Origin of the sequence: Thalassotalea sp. PLHSN55 (assembly GCF_052030545.1) — a bacterium.
GTDB lineage: Bacteria > Pseudomonadota > Gammaproteobacteria > Enterobacterales > Alteromonadaceae > CANMXU01.
This window is the reverse complement of record NZ_JBPDIH010000004.1, coordinates 1-16,187: the sequence shown is the minus strand read 5'-3', so window position 1 is coordinate 16,187 and position 16,187 is coordinate 1. Positions and strand designations below refer to the sequence as shown.

The following is a 16,187-nucleotide window of genomic DNA, read 5'->3' as shown; positions in this document are numbered from 1 at the left end:
TTATGCAGATTGTTCAGCTGATGGTTGGGTAGTGCGTTGTTCGATGCGTTTTTCGAAACTGCCTTGAATAAGACGATTAACATAGATACCGGGTGTGTGGATCTCGTCCGGGTCTAAATCACCCACTTCAACAATTTCTTCAACTTCAACGACGGTAATTTTTCCCGCGGTTGCTGCCAATGGGTTAAAATTTCGAGCGGTTTTTCGATAAACTAAGTTTCCGTATCTATCGGCTTTCCACGCTTTTACTATGGCAAAGTCACCAGTAATTGCGGGCTCTAAAATATACTGCCTGCCATTAAATTCGCGCTCTTCTTTACCTTCAGCAACCGGCGTTCCGTAACCTGTGGCAGTATAAAAAGCGGGAATGCCAGCACCGCCAGCACGCATTTTTTCAGCTAATGTGCCTTGAGGGGTGAGTTCTACTTCTAATTCGCCGCTCATCATTTGACGTTCAAATTCAGCGTTTTCGCCAACGTATGACGCGATAATTTTTTTGATTTGGCGATCAGGTAGTAATACGCCTAAACCAAAATCATCAACACCACAGTTGTTTGAAACGAGTGTTAAACCACGGGTGCTTTTGCGTTTTATTTCAGCGATCAAATTTTCTGGAATACCACACAAACCAAAACCGCCTGCAAGCACGGTCATGTTATCTTCTAAGCCAGCGAGGGCTTCTTCATAGCTAGTAACTACTTTGTCAAATCCTGCCATTATTGTCTCCCATTCTTGTTTTATTGCACTTGTGCTCTAAATGCTTGCGATACTTTTGAAACGGGCTTTTTACCCAGTAGATCGCTGATGAACCAGCCGGCTGTAAGTGCTTTGTTAAAATTTATATTGGTTTGAATATTTAAACCGTTAAGTAGGTATAAAACATCTTCTGTAGCAACATTCCCCGAAGCCCCTTTGGCGTATGGGCAGCCACCTAAACCTGCAATTGCGCTATCAATGGTGCTAACACCAAATTGTAATGACGCGTAGATATTGGCTAGTGCTTGGCCATAAGTGTCGTGAAAGTGCACAGCAAGTTTGTTCAGTGGTACTTTTTTGCTAACTGCCGTTAGCATTTTTGTGACTTTTTCTGGGGTTCCGACTCCCACGGTATCGCCAAGCGATATTTCCGCGCAGCCCATTAATAATAATTGCTCAGCGACCTCGGCAACTTTTTCTGCAGAAATATCGCCTTCATATGGACAGCCGAGTACACACGACACATAGCCGCGTACGGGGAGATTGTGTTTTTTGGCTGCAGCCATAATCGGTTTAAAACGCGCAAGGCTTTCTTCAATAGAGCAGTTAATATTTTTTTGGCTAAAACTTTCAGAGGCGGCGCCAAAAATGGCGACTTGCTTTGCATTTACACTAACGGCTGCTTCAAATCCCTGCATGTTTGGCGTAAGTGCTGAATAACATACCTTTGCTTGGCGATTAATTTGTTCAAACACTTCGCCAGAATTGGCCATTTGTGGCACCCATTTGGGCGAGACAAAACTGCCGCTTTCAATTTCAGCAAACCCTGCATCAGCAAGCTGTTCAATTAAAGCGACTTTGTCGGCAACGCTGATCAACTGTGCTTCATTTTGCAGGCCATCTCGTGGGCCAACTTCAACAATTTTTACAAATTTAGGTAAGTGCATCTTTATTGCCTACTTTGATTATTCATCGACGCTGACGGTGAGTAACTGTGCGCCGCCGTCAACCATTTCACCGGCTTGAAAAAATATTGCTTCTACAGTGCCGCTTGTTGTGGCTCGAATAGTGTGCTCCATTTTCATCGCTTCCATGATCATCAATGGCTGATCTTTTTCGACTTTATCGCCGACATTAATCAGTACACTGACCATAGTGCCGTTCATTGGCGCAGCAAAATCATTATTACCTTGGTTATCTTCTGCGTCGCCACAATCAGGCAACACATGAACAAAGTTAAAGACACCATTTTGATGAAACAAACTAATATGACTATTTTTCTGATCAATTCGCTCGGTAATTGTCGCTGAACTTCGGTAACCATCAATACTGGTATAAAGCACATTGCCTTCAATATTGCCTTGGCAATCCAGCGTTTGTCCGTCGACGGTAATTAAGTAATAGCTGCTACTACCTTGACGTTTTTGCTCAACTTGCACCTGATATTCGACATCGTTGTGCGCTAACGTGATTGGGTAGATATGCGCTTCGTTTAATCGCCACGCATAAGTAGTATTCCAAGGGGAGAACGGGTCGTTGGTATTTTTTGCTTGCGCTTTTGCTTGTTGTTCCATCGACAATACTAAATACAAAGCTGCCATTGGCAATTCACCGGCAAGTGCTTGTTCATTATCGTGAAAAATAATACGTTGGTTGTTTTCAATAAAGCTCGTGTCAATTTCTTCGTTAATAAAAGGCTGACAAGTCGCAAGGTTATAAAGAAAATCGATGTTAGTGGTAACACCGTTAATGCGGTATTCCGATAACGCTTTTGCTAAACGCTGCAATGCTTTTTCGCGATTTTCATCCCAGACGATAAGCTTAGCGATCATCGGATCATAAAAAACACTGACCTCGTCGCCTTGGCGCACTCCGGTATCGACACGTACAAACTTACTTTCAATAGGCGGCTGTAAAAAGCTTAATTTACCGGTTGCCGGTAAAAAGTCATTATTAGGATCTTCGGCATAAATTCGTGCTTCAAAAGCATGGCCAATCAACTTTAATTGGTGTTGTTTTTTCGGTAAGGTTTCGCCAGCGGCTACACGGAATTGCCATTCGACCAAATCTTCTCTGGTGATCATTTCAGTAACCGGATGCTCTACCTGCAAGCGGGTATTCATTTCCATAAAGTAAAATGATCCGTCAGCGTCCAGTAAAAACTCAACGGTACCGGCGCCTTGATAACCGATAGCTTGCGCAGACTTTATGGCAGACTCACCCATTTTTTGACGTAACGATTCGCTCATGGAAAATGCGGGGGCTTCTTCAATCACTTTTTGATGGCGACGTTGAACCGAGCAATCGCGTTCAAATAGGTACACTGCATTGCCGTGGTTATCGCAAAATACTTGGATCTCAACATGGCGTGGCTTGATCAGGTATTTTTCAACCAACATGGTGTCGTCGCCAAATGAAGATTTAGCTTCTCGTTTAGCGGCGGCAAGCCCTTGATCAAATTCATCTGCCGACCACACTTGGCGCATGCCTTTACCACCACCACCTGCCGTTGCTTTAAGCAGTACGGGGTAGCCCATATCGTCGGCTGCTTTTTTAATGATCGCAGGCGATTGGTCGTCGCCATGGTAGCCAGGCACCAGAGGAACCTGTGCTTTTTCCATGATGTTTTTAGCTGCTGATTTTGAACCCATCGCTTCAATAGCGCCCACTGGCGGGCCAATAAAGACAAGGCTGTGTTTTTGGCATAGTCGACAAAATTCAGCGTTTTCTGATAAAAAACCATACCCAGGGTGGATCGCTTGAGCGCCGGTTCTTAGCGCCGCATCAACGACTTTTTCTGCCAGTAAATAACTTTCTCTTGACGGCGACGGCCCTAAATAAATGGCTTCGTCTGCCATGTTCACATGCAAGGCATTGGCGTCTGCATCTGAATATACTGCAACCGTTAAAATACCCATTTTGCGGGCGGTTTTTATGATACGGCAGGCTATTTCACCACGATTAGCAATGAGAATTTTAGTAAACATGGTGTTTATCCTTTAGTGTTGTTTGCAGGTATTGAAGCATTTGTATTATCAAGCCAAGCCGCTTGTCTTTTTTCAAAAAAGCTCGTTAAGCCTTCTTGGCCTTCTTCACCAACTCGAATGGCGGCGATACGTTCACAGGTATCGTTAACTAATTCGTTATCTATTTCTTTGTCTGCGACATCAAATGCTAATTGCTTCGCTGCTTTAACTGCGTGTGGTCCGTTGGCAAGTAGGGTTGAAATCATCTGCTCAACACTCGCGTCTAATTCAGTTAATTCAACGACTTCATCCACTAGACCTATTTGCTGAGCTTTTTGAACATCAAATCGTTCGGCAGTTTGAAAATAGCGTCTCGCTGCTTTTAAGCCAATGGCAGCAACAACATAAGGGCTGATGGTGGCAGGAATTAGCCCTAGCTTTACTTCGCTTAAGCAAAAGCTTGCTTTGTGGCTGGCAAGGGCAATATCACAGCAGCTCGTTAAACCAACCGCGCCACCAAAAGCTGCGCCTTGGATTTTTGCGATAGTTGTTTGTGGTAAATAATTAAGCGCTTTTAGCATTTGCGCTAAGGCGTTCGCGTCACTTAAATTTTCTTGATAAGAGTAAGTGGCCATGCGCTTCATCCACGCTAAATCAGCACCGGCTGAAAAACTTTTGCCGTTTGAGGCTAACACCATAACGCGTATGGTGTTGTCTTGCGCTATTTGGTCAAATAACGCGGTCAACTGCGCAATAATATCGTCGTCAAAAGCGTTATGTTTTTCTGGGCAATTTAATGTGACGGTAGCAACACCGCGGCTATCTAAATTAAATAGAACTTTATCAGTACTCATAGATAACTCCTACATTCTAAAGACACCGAACTTGGTGTCATCTATGGTTTTGTTTAATGAAGCTGAAATAGCTAAGCCAAGTACTTGGCGTGTATCGGCAGGATCGATGATGCCATCATCCCAAAGTCTGGCTGAGGCATAATAGGGGTGACCTTGATGTTCATAATCCTCAATAATAGGTTGTTTAAATGCGGCTTCTTCTTGCTCAGACCATTGTTGGCCCAACTTTTCTTTTTGGTCGCGTTTTACTTGCGCTAAAACACCAGCTGCTTGCTCGCCACCCATTACCGAGATACGGGCATTTGGCCACATAAATAGGAACCTTGGGTCGTAAGCGCGGCCACACATACCGTAGTTACCAGCGCCGAAACTGCCACCAATTAAAACGGTAAACTTTGGCACTTGCGCGGTAGCAACGGCAGTCACCATTTTAGCGCCATGTTTGGCAATTCCACCGGCTTCATATTGTTGACCAACCATAAAACCTGTGATGTTTTGTAAAAACACCAACGGAATTTTTCGTTGCGCACAAAGCTCAATAAAGTGCGCGCCTTTTTGTGCAGATTCACCAAATAAAATGCCGTTGTTGGCAACAATGCCCACCGGGTAACCGTAAATATGGGCAAAACCACAGACTAAGGTGGTACCATAAAGTGCTTTAAATTCATCAAAGTGACTTGCGTCAACGATGCGAGCAATAATTTCACGTACATCAAAAGGTTGACGTGAATCCTTTGGCACAATGCCGTAAATTTCATCACAATCGTATGCCGGTTCAACCACACTTTTTATGTTAAGTTGCATCGGTTTAACGCGATTTAGGTTATCAATGGCACTGCGCGCGATTTGCAATGCGTGATGATCGTTTTGAGCATAATGGTCGGCAACGCCAGAGGTGCGACAGTGCACGTCAGCGCCGCCTAAATCTTCAGCACTTACCACTTCACCTGTAGCAGCTTTTACTAGCGGCGGTCCGGCTAAAAAGATGGTGCCTTGTTCTTTAACAATAATTGACTCGTCTGCCATGGCTGGTACATAAGCACCGCCTGCGGTACAAGAGCCCATGACAATCGCAATTTGTGGGATCGCTTGTGCTGACATATTGGCTTGGTTGAAAAATATGCGGCCAAAGTGTTCTTTGTCCGGAAAAACATCATCTTGGTTGGGCAGGTTTGCACCGCCTGAGTCAACCAAGTAAATACACGGCAAATTATTTTCTTGGGCAATAGCTTGTGCGCGTAAGTGTTTTTTAACCGTAAGCGGATAATAGGTACCACCTTTTACGGTGGCATCGTTAGCAACAATAATACATTCTTGCCCTGATACTCGGCCGATGCCGGTGATAATGCCTGCGGCTGGCACATTGTCTGGATAAACGTCGAATGCGGCAAACTGTGACAATTCTAAAAACGGCGAGCCGGGGTCGAGTAGGGCGTTAATACGATCTCGTGGTAACAGCTTGCCGCGAGATAAATGGCGCTCTCTTGATTTTTCTCCGCCGCCTTGTTTGATCGCATCTAGTTTACTTTTTAGATCGTCAACTTGTGCTTGCATATGGGCGCTATTATCAAGAAAATCTTGTGCGCGCGGGTTAATTTTTGAAATTATTTTAGCCACAGGAAACCTTTTTAAAATTAATTGCTAAGCCTGGTTAATTAAGCTGACTCGGTAAAGAGTTCACGACCAATTAACATGCGACGAATTTCTGAGGTGCCGGCGCCAATTTCATACAATTTTGCGTCACGTAATAATCGCCCAACCGGAAATTCATTGATGTAACCATTACCACCTAAAATTTGGATGGCATCTAGTGCCATTTTGGTCGCTAGTTCTGCACTGTATAAAATAACGCCAGCAGCGTCTTTTCGTGTTGTTTCACCGCGGTCACAGGCTTGAGCTACGTTATAAACGTATGAACGGGCAGCATTCATTTGAGTATACATATCGGCTACTTTGCCTTGAATTAATTGAAATTCGCCGATAGATTGACCAAATTGTTTGCGGTCATGAATGTAAGGTACTACGTTATCCATACAAGCGGTCATAATGCCCAAAGGTCCGCCAGATAAAACTACACGTTCGTAATCTAAACCGCTCATTAATACGGCAACGCCTTTGCCTTCTTCGCCAAGAATATTTTCAGCAGGCACTTCACAGTCTTGAAATACTAATTCACAAGTATTTGAACCACGCATACCAAGCTTGTCGAGTTTTTGATGTCGTGAAAAACCAGGGTAATCACGCTCAACGATAAATGCAGTAATGCCTTTTGAGCCCGCATTAACATCAGTTTTTGCGTAGATAACATAAGTATTGGCGTCTGGACCATTGGTGATCCACATTTTGTTGCCATTTAAAATGTACTTATCGCCTTTTTTGTCGGCGCGAATTTTCATGCTAACAACATCTGAACCCGCATTAGGTTCACTCATGGCCAACGCGCCAATATGCTCGCCTGAACAAAGCTTAGGTAAGTATTTGAGTTTTTGTTCGTGACTACCATTACGGTTGATTTGATTAACGCATAAATTAGAGTGAGCACCGTAACTTAAACCGACTGACGCTGAAGCGCGACTGATTTCTTCCATGGCAATAACGTGTTCGATATAACCTAAGCCACTACCACCATATTGCTCAGGAACCGTTAAGCCTAATAGCCCCATATCGCCAAACTTTTGCCACAAATCGTTTGGAAATTCGTTATCAATATCGATTTGTTCAGCACGAGGTGCTATTTCATCGCGAGCGAAAGCATTGACTTGGTCGCGGATCATATCGACCGTTTCGCCTAAGTTAAAATTTAATGTTGAATAACGTGAAATCATGGTGGTTCCTAATCTATTTAATTATTGCTGTTCGTTTTCTTTAATAGCTTTAAGTGTGCTTTTACAATTATCTTCTAAATTGGTTAGCTCCATTAAAACCACTTCTATATCATCAAGTTGCTGATTTAAATCTGCTTTTTTCTGCTCGATAATATTCATCATTAATTCAAGCTGACTAACGCTACTTTTATCCGCGTCGTACAGTTCAAAGATTTTTCCAGTTTCTGCTAAAGAAAAACCTAAACGCTTACCACGTAAAATTAACTTTAGACGAACTCTATCTCTTTGGTTGTAAATTCGCGTTTGGCCTTTGCGCGTAGGATTAATCAAACCTTGGTCTTCATAAAAGCGAATGCTACGCGTGGTAATGTCGAACTCTTTTGCGAGTTGACCAATAGAGAATGTTAGTGGGTTAGTCTTTGCCATAGTTTTATCAATTATAATTTTGAATAAAATCACTTTACCGTAAGTTTACGTAAACGTAAAGTTTTTGTGGTGTTCTAAAATATTTGCGGTAAGATAAGGACAAATGTTTAGCTATTAACCGAGCTGGACTAGAATAATTATCAGTGACTATTAAAAGTATCTTCAAGGAGAATCACATGTCTAGCAACGATCCTATTGTTATTGTTTCAGCAGTTCGCACCCCAATGGGGGGCTTTATGGGCGGATTGTCATCAGTAACGGCACCTGAACTTGGCGCAACGGCAATAAAAGCTGCCGTTGAGCAAGCAAGCATAGTGGGTGAAGATATAGACGAAGTGATCATGGGTTGTGTATTGCCGGCTGGCTTAAAGCAAGCGCCAGCAAGGCAAGCGGCATTAAGTGCTGGCTTAGGCTTGTCAACGGTTTGTACCACGATTAATAAAGTGTGTGGTTCAGGCATGAAAGCTGCGATGCAAGCGCACGATGCAATTATTGCGGGTTCTATTGAAGTTGCGGTTGCAGGCGGTATGGAAAGTATGAGTAATGCGCCATATATGTTACCAAAATCTCGCATGGGTATGCGTATGGGACACGGTGAGGTGCTCGATCACATGATGCTTGACGGATTAGAAAATGCTTACGACGGTATTTCGATGGGATGTTTTGCGCAACAAACTGCCGATGAAAATGATTTTAGTCGTGAAGAAATGGATAATTTTGCCCTTCGTTCGTTAAAGCGTGCTAACGAAGCGATTAACAATGGCGACTTCCATCAAGAAATAAGCCCGGTTGCTGTTAAGAGTCGCCGTGGTGAAATTATTTTTGATACCGATGAACAACCTGCTAATGCGCGCCCTGATAAAATTCCTTCATTACGCCCTGCATTTAAAAAAGACGGTACTATTACTGCGGCAAACTCAAGTTCAATTTCAGATGGTGCTGCGGCCTTAGTGATGATGAAGTTATCTGAAGCGCAAGCACGTGGTTTAACACCTTTATGTAAAGTTGTCGCTCATGCAACGCATGCGCAAAAACCTGAAGAATTTACCGTAGCACCCGTTGGCGCTATTAATAAAGTGCTAGACAAAGCGCAATGGTCGACGACTGACGTTGATTTGTTTGAAATTAATGAAGCATTTGCCATGGTGACTATGCTAGCCGTGAAATCGTTAGACTTAGATGAAGAAAAAGTGAATGTAAATGGTGGTGCTTGTGCGTTAGGTCATCCTTTAGGCGCTAGTGGTGCCCGCATTATGGTAACTCTAATTCATGCGCTAAAAAACAAAGGCTTAACTAAAGGTCTTGCGTCACTTTGTATTGGTGGTGGCGAAGCTACCGCAATTGCGGTTGAGATGTTTTAACGCGACATTTTAAGTTTTACATATTTTCAAAATAAAAAGGCTGCTGTTAAAGCAGCCTTTTTGGTCTGTGCACACCAAGCATTCCAGTACAACAGGTATAAATAGAAGGTGATTTTTTACTGATGTCGCGAGTCTCTGTATTGCTTGGGCGACAAACCGATCATCTTCTTAAACAAACGAGAAAAATAATACGGATCGTTATAGCCTAATTCACTGGCGATAACTTTTACCGCCAGATCCGAGTTATCTAATTTATTACAAGCATATTGAATTTTCATATTAATAAAGTGCTGAATTGGCGAACTGTCGGTGAGCTCTTTAAATTTTTTTGAAAAATGAAATTTAGATAATTGCGCATGTTCCGCTAAGGTCGATAGGTTCAGCTCTTGATGTATATTATTGCGCATCAATTCCTCAATAGCGGCAAGATTGAATTTTGAGCTACGGTTAAAAATAACCAATCTAAGCTGTAATGCCAAATAGCTGAGCGCTTGTTGCAGTACATGTACTGCGTGAATAACATTGGTTGCGGTGTAACCACGTCGACCCAATTCAAGCAGGTTGTCAAAGTCGGTAACAACATTGGGCAATGTGCCTACCTGCGCTAGCCCGTCATCCATTTTCATCAATAGTCGCTGCGCAAAATTTTCAGCCAAATTTCCTGAAAAATTGAGCCAATAAATAGCCGCGTTACTTTGCATTGAATTATTGTGCGTCTTGTTTGATTTTTCACTAAAAAAGGTGAAGTGATGATTTGGTTCGATAATAACAAGATCGCCATGTTTTACTTTTCTAGTTTTATTTTTATAAAACAACTTTCCGTTGGTGTGATGGCAATAAAAAAGCCAGTAGTCTTTGCTGATACTTTTACTAAATGCGTCATTTTTAAAATGTGGCTGCTTACCAAGAGATATTGGATATAAGCCATTTGTTAACGGATGAACCTTTAGCTTGTCTAATAAAAACATCGGAATAAGCAAGCGAATATCGGTAATGTTGTTCAAATTTTCAGACATATCTTTAGACATAACGTATCTGCGGTAATGGTTAATGTTAATAGATTTATAAAATAACAATTTAGTCCATCATTATGGCAATAAAATCAATGTTAAGCCACAGCCTGCTGTGTTTAAATTTGACTAATAATTTAATGTAAATAGCAATGTTGCACTAGTATTGGTTGATGTAGGATTTTTTTGTCTTGAAAATTGCCAAAACCCCCAACTGCAGTGCTTAACGTTTGTTATTAACCAAGAACAACATGAGTATGACTAATGAATAGCCCAAAGTATCAGTTAAAAAATAAAATTCGCATTGTAACGGCCGCGTCACTTTTTGACGGTCATGATGCCGCGATTAATATTATGCGTCGAATTTTGCAATCAAGTGGTGCTGAAGTGATCCATTTAGGTCACGACCGTAGTGTTGAAGAAGTGGTTAATACGGCGATTCAAGAAGATGCCAATGCCATTGCGATGACCTCATATCAAGGTGGTCATAACGAATACTTTAAATACATGTACGATCTTTTAAAAGAGCGTGGTTGTGAGCATATTCGCATTGTTGGCGGCGGTGGCGGCGTAATTTTACCCGATGAAATTGCCATGCTACAAGACTACGGCATTACACGTATTTATTCGCCAGATGACGGACGAGCACTCGGTTTGCAAGGCATGATCGACGACATGCTTAAACGCTGTGATTTCAAAACGGGCTTAAATGTTGAAAAAGATGATGTTCAAAGTTTGCGAAATAATGAAAATCAGGCAGAGCAAAAGCAAATTATTGCGCGCTTAATCTCTGCAGCTGAAAATGCCCGAGATAAATATCCAACAGAATTTTCAGAAATCGAAGCACTAGCTGCTTCAAGCGCCACGCCAGTATTAGGCATAACTGGCACAGGTGGTGCGGGTAAATCATCATTAGTTGATGAACTTATTCGACGTTTTTTGATGGCAGATGAAACCAGCAAAATTGCGATTGTTTCGGTTGATCCCTCAAAACGAAAAACGGGCGGTGCATTATTAGGCGATAGAATACGCATGAACGCGGTGAACAATGATCGTGTTTATATGCGTTCACTTGCCACGCGCCAGTCAAATTTAGCCTTGTCGGTTTATGTAAATGATACTCTGCAAATTTTAAAGGCGTCTGACTTTGATTTAATTATTTTAGAAACGTCAGGCATAGGTCAGTCGGATACTGAAATTGAAGAGCATTCAGACGTATCGTTATATGTCATGACACCAGAATACGGTGCGGCAACCCAGTTAGAAAAAATCGATATGCTTGATTTTGCCGATATTATAGCGGTGAACAAGTCTGACAAACGTGGCGCACTTGATGCGTTGCGTGATGTGAAAAAACAATACAAACGAAATCGCGGCTTGTTTGAAGCAGGTGATGATGAAGTGCCTGTGTTTGGCACAATTGCGTCACAATTTAATGATCGCGGTATGACCGAGTTATATAACGCGGTAATTACCGAGCTGAATGAAAAAACACAATCTCAAGTTGGCCAGTTACTGAGTTTAGCGAATACTTTAGCCGATAAATCGAGCGTTATTCCAAGTTCACGTGTACGTTATTTATCTGAAATTTCTGAAAATAATAGAAGTTATGATGCTTGGGTAGAAAAACAAGCTAAGGTCGCGCAGAAACTTTATGGTTTGCATAAGGCGATTGAAGTTGCGCAAGAAAATTCAGAACACAGTTCAACAGAAGGTTCAGCACAAGATGACAACGGTGCATCGCTTGTCGAACAACTTCAAGGTTTATATCAGCAAGTTGAGCTAGATTTTGATCCGAAAAATAAAGTGATTTTAGATAAGTGGCCTGAAAAAGTTAAACGTTATCAAGATCCTGTTTTTAAATTTAAAGTGCGAAATAAAGAACTTGCTATCGAAACCCACAGCAAATCTTTATCTCATACCGATATTCCTAAAGTGTGTTTACCTAAATACCAAGCATGGGGCGACTTACTTAAGTGGAATTTACAAGAAAATGTGCCGGGCGAATTCCCTTATACGGCAGGTCTTTTCCAGTTTAAACGTGAAGGTGAAGATCCAACGCGTATGTTTGCAGGTGAGGGCGGCCCAGAGCGAACAAATCGCCGTTTCCATTACGTTTCTAAAGGCATGCCTGCTAAGCGCTTATCGACAGCATTCGACTCGGTAACTTTATATGGTAATGACCCCGATATTCGCCCTGATATTTACGGGAAAATTGGTAATGCAGGTGTATCCATCTGCTGTTTAGACGACGCTAAAAAATTGTATTCTGGTTTTAACTTAGCTGATCCTATGACCTCAGTGTCAATGACCATTAACGGGCCTGCGCCAATTTTATTAGGTTTTTTCTTAAACGCAGCAATTGATCAACAATGTGAACTGTATATCAAAGAACACAAATTGGAGAAAAAGGTAGAAGCAAAAATCGTTCAACTATATAAAGGTAATGAAAATGCCCGTCCACGTTACCAAGGGGAATTACCTGAAGGAAATGATGGTTTAGGTTTAATGCTGCTTGGCGTAACAGGCGACCAAGTATTGCCGGCTGATATTTATCAAGATCTAAAAGCACGTACGTTAATGGCAGTGCGTGGCACAGTTCAGGCTGATATTTTAAAAGAAGACCAAGCGCAAAATACGTGTATATTCTCAACCGAGTTTGCCTTACGTTTAATGGGCGACGTGCAAGAGTACTTTATTGATAAAGGTGTGCGAAACTTTTACTCCGTATCTATTTCGGGCTATCACATTGCAGAAGCTGGTGCGAATCCGATTACGCAATTAGCATTGACGCTAGCCAATGGTTTCACTTTTGTTGAGTACTATTTAAGTCGCGGTATGGACATTAACGATTTTGGCCCAAATTTATCGTTTTTCTTCTCAAATGGTATCGATCCTGAATATGCGGTTATTGGTCGTGTTGCTCGTCGTATTTGGGCAAAGGCAATGAAAAATAAATATAACGCCAATGCACGTGCGCAAATGCTTAAATACCATATTCAAACCTCAGGTCGTTCACTGCATGCGCAAGAAATCGACTTTAATGATATTCGCACAACCTTACAGGCACTTTACGCGATATATGATAACTGTAATTCGTTGCATACCAATGCTTATGATGAAGCTATCACCACGCCTACAGAGGAAAGCGTGCGCCGCGCCATGGCAATTCAATTGATCATTAACCGTGAGTTAGGTTTGGCAAAAAATGAAAATCCGATTCAAGGCTCTTTCATTATTGAAGAGCTAACCGATTTGGTTGAAGAAGCGGTATTAACCGAGTTTGACCGCATTAGTGAACGTGGTGGTGTACTTGGTGCAATGGAAACCATGTATCAGCGTAGCAAAATTCAAGAAGAAAGCCTGTATTACGAAAACTTAAAGCATACTGGTGAATTCCCTATTATCGGTGTAAACACCTTCTTAAGTTCAAAAGGATCTCCTACGGTATTGCCGCAAGAAGTTATTCGCGCAACCGAAACTGAAAAAAATTATCAAATTGAAATGTTGGCTAACTTACACGGTGCGAATGAGCAACAAGTGGCACAGCAACTTGCACAACTGCAACAAGCGGCAATTAATCATGAGAACATTTTTGAGTTGATGATGGACGCGTGTAAAGTCTGCTCGCTCGGTCAAATTGTTCATGCATTGTTTAACGTTGGTGGTCAATATCGCCGCAATATGTAGTGATATTTGAAATGAAGGTTTGATAACGATTCACATCATTACGGAATAAAATTTAGTGACTGACAATAAAACTGATAATCAGCAAGTGCTTTTTAAAACCGTCTCCTGTCAAAACGGGAGCGAAATTGCCATCGCCACGTTAAATGATCCTACTTCGCTAAATGCACTTAACCTGTCGATGGTTAAGTGTTTGTTCGAAAAATTGTCGAATTGGCAACAGGATGACAATATTGCCGTAGTGATAATCGACGGGGCAGGAGATAAGTCGTTTTGCGCGGGTGGTGACGTGGTCAGTTTGTACCATGATTTAGTCGCTAAACAAGAAAGTGGTGTATCTGAAGTTGATGAAAATATTGCAATAAGCGATAAAAATATCGCTAAAAGTCTGGCTGCTGAATTTTTTACTCAGGAATATCAGCTTAACTTACTCATTCATCAATTTACCAAACCGCTTTTAGTGTGGGGGAATGGTTATGTTATTGGTGGCGGTATGGGATTGTTTGCGGGAGCAAGTCACCGCATAGTCACTGAACGTACATTAATTGCGATGCCAGAAATCACCATAGGTCTATATCCCGATGTTGGCGCCAGTTATTTTTTAAATAATATTCCTGAGCCTTTTGGTTTATTTATCGGTTTAACCGGTACGATGATTAATTCTGCTGATGCACTTTACCTAGAACTTTCAAATGGGTTTATTTGTCAAAATGAAAAACACGCTTTTATCGAACAGTTGTGTTTGCAGCCGTGGCAAAATAATCAACATGACTATGTTCGTTTAACAGAAATAGTGAGCCAGTTTAGTGGCAGCTCTATCACTGCTTTGCCAATAAGTGACATAAAAGAGCATCAAAGCGCGATTAATCAGCTGATGTCAGGAAAAAATATTAATGAAATAGACTTAGTATTCGAGAGCGCGGTATTTACCAGTAAATTTTTAACCACGGCACAAAAAAAATACCAACAAGGTAGCGCGTTAAGTGCAGCGATAATTTTTCAGCAGCTGAAAAATTGCAAAAATGCCGCGTTGGCAACATCATTGACTAAAGAGCTTCATTTATCACTGCGTTGTTGTCAATTTACCGAGTTTACTGAAGGGGTAAGGGCATTATTAGTAGACAAGGATAAGCACCCAAAATGGGCTTATAGATCAGTTGTTGATGTCCCTCCCCATTTATTATCTTGGTTTTTTAGTGAGTTAAATTCAATTACCACTAGCTATGATGCATAAATTATTAGAATTTTAGAATAGGAATAAATATGAACTTAACAGACAAAGTGATTGTTATTACGGGTGGCGGTCAAGGCTTAGGTCGAGCAATGGCAGTTAGTTTGGCAAATTCAGGCGCAAAGTTAGCCTTGGTCGATTTAAATGAGCAGCTATTGGAAGAAACAGTCCAACTAGTGCAAGACGCCGGGGCTATGGCAAAGTACTATATTGCTAATGTCACCAATGAGCAGGAAGTAGAATCGACTTTTAATCACATTAAAAATGATTTTAAAGTGATTGATGGTTTGATCAATAATGCCGGAATTTTACGAGATGGCATGTTAATCAAAGCGAAAGACGGGCAAGTTGTTAAAAAAATGTCATTAGAGCAATTTCAATCGGTAATTGATGTCAATTTAAGTGGCGTTTTTCTTTGTGGCCGAGAAGCAGCTAGTCATATGGTTGAATCTGGAACTAAAGGTGTGATCATCAATATGTCATCTATTGCACGAGGCGGAAATATCGGTCAAACAAATTATGCTGCATCTAAAGCAGGAGTTGTCGCTATGACAACTACTTGGGCTAGAGAACTTGGTAGGTTTGGTATACGTGTTGGCGCTATTGCCCCTGGGGTTATACGCACCGCTATGACCGATGCCATGAAACCTGAAATGCGAGACAGGTTAGAAAAAATGAAAGCCGTTGGTCGATTAGGTGAAGCTGATGAAATAGCTCACACTGTTAAATATATTTTTGAAAATGAATTCTTCACAGGCCGTGTTGTTGAAATAGACGGTGGTCTATCAATGTAGTTTTGTTAATAGTCTATCGCTTTCTTTTTTGCTCATAACAATTTGCGAAACTAAAACCAACTAAAATAAGCTTAACTGAAATAAATAAGATACTCGCTGTAGGAATTTCAGCGAGTATTAAATGTAAGTATATGCGCTAAATGTGCCTAACCGTCACATCTAATTTGGCTGTTTTTATCTTAAAACCCCTAACATGAATAAAAAATAAGTTATTACTGTGTGTTATTTGAGCGTATGAACTATAATTGCTAATTCTTTTAAAAAAAGAGTTGACGCCAAGATGAAAATGTCTAAAATGCGCATCCAGTTTCCAGGGGCAACCTAAGAGACGGAAGTA

The 16,187-nt window shown here is 41.5% G+C and carries 12 protein-coding genes; 4 read left to right on the top strand and 8 right to left on the bottom strand.

What is annotated here, in order from left to right; genetic code table 11:
- The 7 genes from ACRRSQ_RS08625 to ACRRSQ_RS08595 are packed head-to-tail and all read right to left on the bottom strand — an operon-like array spanning nt 1 to nt 7,767.
- Nucleotides 1-717: a CoA transferase subunit A gene (locus tag ACRRSQ_RS08625; RefSeq protein WP_440875330.1), complete on the bottom strand. Its 717-nt coding sequence runs from the start codon at nt 715-717 to the stop codon at nt 1-3.
- A gap of 20 nt (nt 718-737) precedes the next feature.
- Nucleotides 738-1,643 (bottom strand): hydroxymethylglutaryl-CoA lyase, encoded by a 906-nt coding sequence (locus tag ACRRSQ_RS08620; RefSeq protein WP_440875329.1) that lies wholly within the window; start codon nt 1,641-1,643, stop codon nt 738-740.
- An 18-nt stretch (nt 1,644-1,661) separates the two neighbouring features.
- Nucleotides 1,662-3,683, bottom strand: a complete 2,022-nt coding sequence (locus ACRRSQ_RS08615; RefSeq protein WP_440875328.1) for an acetyl/propionyl/methylcrotonyl-CoA carboxylase subunit alpha — start codon at nt 3,681-3,683, stop codon at nt 1,662-1,664.
- 5 nt (nt 3,684-3,688) lie between these two features.
- Nucleotides 3,689-4,516 (bottom strand): enoyl-CoA hydratase/isomerase family protein, encoded by an 828-nt coding sequence (locus ACRRSQ_RS08610; protein ID WP_440875327.1) that lies wholly within the window; start codon nt 4,514-4,516, stop codon nt 3,689-3,691.
- A 9-nt stretch (nt 4,517-4,525) separates the two neighbouring features.
- Nucleotides 4,526-6,133 (bottom strand): carboxyl transferase domain-containing protein, encoded by a 1,608-nt coding sequence (locus ACRRSQ_RS08605; protein ID WP_440875326.1) that lies wholly within the window; start codon nt 6,131-6,133, stop codon nt 4,526-4,528.
- A gap of 38 nt (nt 6,134-6,171) precedes the next feature.
- The gene (locus ACRRSQ_RS08600) at nt 6,172-7,341 is read right to left on the bottom strand and encodes an isovaleryl-CoA dehydrogenase (protein WP_440875325.1); all 1,170 of its coding nucleotides are present in this window, start codon (nt 7,339-7,341) and stop codon (nt 6,172-6,174) included.
- Nucleotides 7,342-7,362: 21 nt separating this feature from the next.
- Nucleotides 7,363-7,767 (bottom strand): MerR family transcriptional regulator, encoded by a 405-nt coding sequence (locus ACRRSQ_RS08595; protein WP_440875324.1) that lies wholly within the window; start codon nt 7,765-7,767, stop codon nt 7,363-7,365.
- 176 nt (nt 7,768-7,943) lie between these two features.
- On the opposite strand from ACRRSQ_RS08595, the gene ACRRSQ_RS08590 reads away from it, so the two are divergent.
- Complete coding sequence (locus ACRRSQ_RS08590; protein ID WP_440875323.1) at nt 7,944-9,128, top strand: acetyl-CoA C-acyltransferase; 1,185 nt, start codon at nt 7,944-7,946, stop codon at nt 9,126-9,128.
- A 116-nt stretch (nt 9,129-9,244) separates the two neighbouring features.
- Here the strand turns inward: ACRRSQ_RS08590 and ACRRSQ_RS08585 are convergent, their stop codons facing one another.
- Nucleotides 9,245-10,156: an AraC family transcriptional regulator gene (locus tag ACRRSQ_RS08585; RefSeq protein ID WP_440875322.1), complete on the bottom strand. Its 912-nt coding sequence runs from the start codon at nt 10,154-10,156 to the stop codon at nt 9,245-9,247.
- A 246-nt stretch (nt 10,157-10,402) separates the two neighbouring features.
- Between ACRRSQ_RS08585 and ACRRSQ_RS08580 the strand changes: the two genes are divergently transcribed.
- Genes ACRRSQ_RS08580 through ACRRSQ_RS08570 form a run of 3 tightly spaced genes read left to right on the top strand, consistent with a single transcriptional unit; the run spans nt 10,403 to nt 15,850 of the window.
- Nucleotides 10,403-13,828, top strand: coding sequence for a methylmalonyl-CoA mutase family protein (locus ACRRSQ_RS08580; protein WP_440875321.1), 3,426 nt, complete (start codon nt 10,403-10,405; stop codon nt 13,826-13,828).
- A 55-nt stretch (nt 13,829-13,883) separates the two neighbouring features.
- A complete protein-coding gene (locus ACRRSQ_RS08575) occupies nt 13,884-15,059 on the top strand; it encodes an enoyl-CoA hydratase/isomerase family protein (protein WP_440875320.1) in 1,176 nt (391 codons plus the stop codon).
- 29 nt (nt 15,060-15,088) lie between these two features.
- Complete coding sequence (locus ACRRSQ_RS08570) at nt 15,089-15,850, top strand: SDR family oxidoreductase (protein ID WP_440875319.1); 762 nt, start codon at nt 15,089-15,091, stop codon at nt 15,848-15,850.
- The last annotated feature ends 337 nt before the right edge of the window (nt 15,851-16,187 follow it).

Bases quoted from the DNA above. Each gene is read 5' to 3' on its own strand.
- ACRRSQ_RS08625 (WP_440875330.1), bottom strand. From the start codon at position 717: ATGGCAGGATTTGACAAAGTAGTTACTAGCTATGAAGAAGCCCTCGCT.
- ACRRSQ_RS08620 (WP_440875329.1), bottom strand. From the start codon at position 1,643: ATGCACTTACCTAAATTTGTAAAAATTGTTGAAGTTGGCCCACGAGAT.
- ACRRSQ_RS08615 (WP_440875328.1), bottom strand. From the start codon at position 3,683: ATGTTTACTAAAATTCTCATTGCTAATCGTGGTGAAATAGCCTGCCGT.
- ACRRSQ_RS08610 (WP_440875327.1), bottom strand. From the start codon at position 4,516: ATGAGTACTGATAAAGTTCTATTTAATTTAGATAGCCGCGGTGTTGCT.
- ACRRSQ_RS08600 (WP_440875325.1), bottom strand. From the start codon at position 7,341: ATGATTTCACGTTATTCAACATTAAATTTTAACTTAGGCGAAACGGTC.
- ACRRSQ_RS08595 (WP_440875324.1), bottom strand. From the start codon at position 7,767: ATGGCAAAGACTAACCCACTAACATTCTCTATTGGTCAACTCGCAAAA.
- ACRRSQ_RS08590 (WP_440875323.1), top strand. From the start codon at position 7,944: ATGTCTAGCAACGATCCTATTGTTATTGTTTCAGCAGTTCGCACCCCA.
- ACRRSQ_RS08585 (WP_440875322.1), bottom strand. From the start codon at position 10,156: ATGTCTAAAGATATGTCTGAAAATTTGAACAACATTACCGATATTCGC.
- ACRRSQ_RS08580 (WP_440875321.1), top strand. From the start codon at position 10,403: ATGAATAGCCCAAAGTATCAGTTAAAAAATAAAATTCGCATTGTAACG.
- ACRRSQ_RS08570 (WP_440875319.1), top strand. From the start codon at position 15,089: ATGAACTTAACAGACAAAGTGATTGTTATTACGGGTGGCGGTCAAGGC.